The following is a 1900-nucleotide window of genomic DNA, read 5'->3' on the forward strand; positions in this document are numbered from 1 at the left end:
GATCATGAACGCCTCTAAACCCCGCCCGCGCGCAGTTTCCAATTTGAATGGCCTGTTTAGGTGCGGAAGATGTGCTAGAAAAGAGGCTACGGCTTCTTTTTTGGCTCATATTTATGGAGCCTATTGGGACTGATTTAGGCTTTGCAGGGGAAGTCGCCTGATTCATTCAGCACCCCCTACTTAAGTTTGGCCTCCCATAGATTTTTCTGCATCTCAGTCATTGTAAGACGCCAAATATTCGACCATCATCGAAATGTGAAGGCGCTCGGAGCATGGATTGGAGGTGGAACCGTGGCTACATCGAACATTGTCGGTGTAGATTCTCTGATCGGTGATGAATCCAGAGCGGCGCTGCTGATGTCTCTTCTTGGAGAAAAGGCACTGCCTGCTAGTGAACTCGCGCGCAGCTTGTGCGACGCCGCAAACAGCCAGTTCCCATCTGACCAAGATGATGGAAGGTGGACTCGGGTCCATGAATCATACTGTCGACGTAAAAGAAGCACTATACATATTCGTTACGATTTGAATGCCGCCCCCTCCTTCCGCGGTGCAACGGGTCTGATAGATGTCGTTTTGGGAACGGGGGTTGACAGGGCTTTTTGGGTACTTGGCTTATTCAATGGCGCTTTTCAACGCTTGGTACATATTTTCTACGTATACGTCTATTTCGTCACGTGACATGCGCAGGCGCTGCACGGACGATCCATAGCCAATTTCCTGTTTACCCTCTTTGAATCCTTGGAAGATTCCATCCGTGAACGTATCTAGGGGTTCCCCATGCGTATGTAGGTCAGATCCACCCAAATCGGTGTTTACTGCCGGTGGAGCCACTTCAATGACCTCTACGGATGTGTTAGCCAGTTGGTGTCTGAGACTCATGGTAAATGAGTGTAGCGCCGCTTTGGTCGCCGAATAAACTGGGGCAATCGCAAGGGGTGTGAAAGCCAACCCCGACGTCACATTCACAATGGCGGAATTTTCTTTTCTTGAAAAAAACGGGGCGAATAGCATGGATAGATGAATAGGAGCCTCAGCATTGACCATGATTTCATTGTTGTAATAGATCCAATTGTCCTTCGCATTTGCCTTCAACACATGATAGCGTTGTTGAATCCCTGCATTGTTCACTAATACGTTGACCTCTGGATAGTTCGTGGTCACCCAGTCAAACAACGCCGTACGGTCGGATTCACGTCCAACGTCACTGACGCGAGTAATGAGATCTGGGAGCTTCTCTTTGGCATCCTTAAGAACACTTTCACGTCTTGCGCAGACGATAACTGTATTTCCGGATTTGATAAAACGTTCTGCGAAAGAAAATCCAATGCCTGCACTGCCGCCTGTAATGAGTATGGTATTTCCTGAAAGTTTCATCAAAGGTTGCCTCCCGTATGACTCTGTGGTTTGAACACGGCGTTGGATCGTGTCATTGGTGCCTTCTGCGTTCTCTATAAGGGTCATCTGATAGTACCTTGAAATCCAACTAACTGGATGTTTGCATTATAGAAAAAAACTAACCAGTTAGTCAAATATGGTGATCGTGTTATATATTGAAAACAAAAAATGAGTGCTTGAAAAGGCTGGGATATCCCTTGGGAAACGCTGAGGTAACAAAGGAACACATATTTGAGGCAGCTATGGAGGAGTTCTCGTCCTATGGCATCGCGGGCGCGCGTGTTGATCGCATTGCTAGAAATGCTGGGTGCAACAAGAATCTGATTTACATCTATTTTGATAGTAAAGAGTCGCTTTTTACAACGGACTCATTCGCAAATTTTGGCCAACTAAACTGGAATTGAGGTGGTTCGACCCTACCAATACCCAATTAGGGGGTGCTGAATGAATCAGGCGACTTCCCCTGCAAAGCCTAAATCAGTCCCAATAAGCTCCATAAATATGA

At 46.9% G+C, this 1900-nt stretch carries 2 protein-coding genes; one reads left to right on the forward strand and one right to left on the reverse strand.

The genetic code is table 11. The annotated features are described in order from the left end of the window. Window positions 1–612: 612 nt before the first annotated feature. On the reverse strand, window positions 613–1374 hold the full coding sequence (locus M4I36_RS15520) for an SDR family oxidoreductase (RefSeq protein ID WP_258112670.1): 762 nt from the start codon (window positions 1372–1374) through the stop codon (window positions 613–615). A 218-nt stretch (window positions 1375–1592) separates the two neighbouring features. On the opposite strand from M4I36_RS15520, the gene M4I36_RS15525 reads away from it, so the two are divergent. Next, the gene (locus M4I36_RS15525) at window positions 1593–1799 is read left to right on the forward strand and encodes a TetR/AcrR family transcriptional regulator (protein ID WP_258112671.1); all 207 of its coding nucleotides are present in this window, start codon (window positions 1593–1595) and stop codon (window positions 1797–1799) included. The last annotated feature ends 101 nt before the right edge of the window (window positions 1800–1900 follow it).

This window comes from Alicyclobacillus sp. SP_1, assembly GCF_024706985.1.
In the GTDB taxonomy this organism is placed as follows: Bacteria; Bacillota; Bacilli; order Alicyclobacillales; family Alicyclobacillaceae; genus Alicyclobacillus_I.

Bases quoted from the DNA above. Each gene is read 5' to 3' on its own strand.
- M4I36_RS15520 (WP_258112670.1), bottom strand. From the start codon at position 1,374: ATGAAACTTTCAGGAAATACCATACTCATTACAGGCGGCAGTGCAGGC.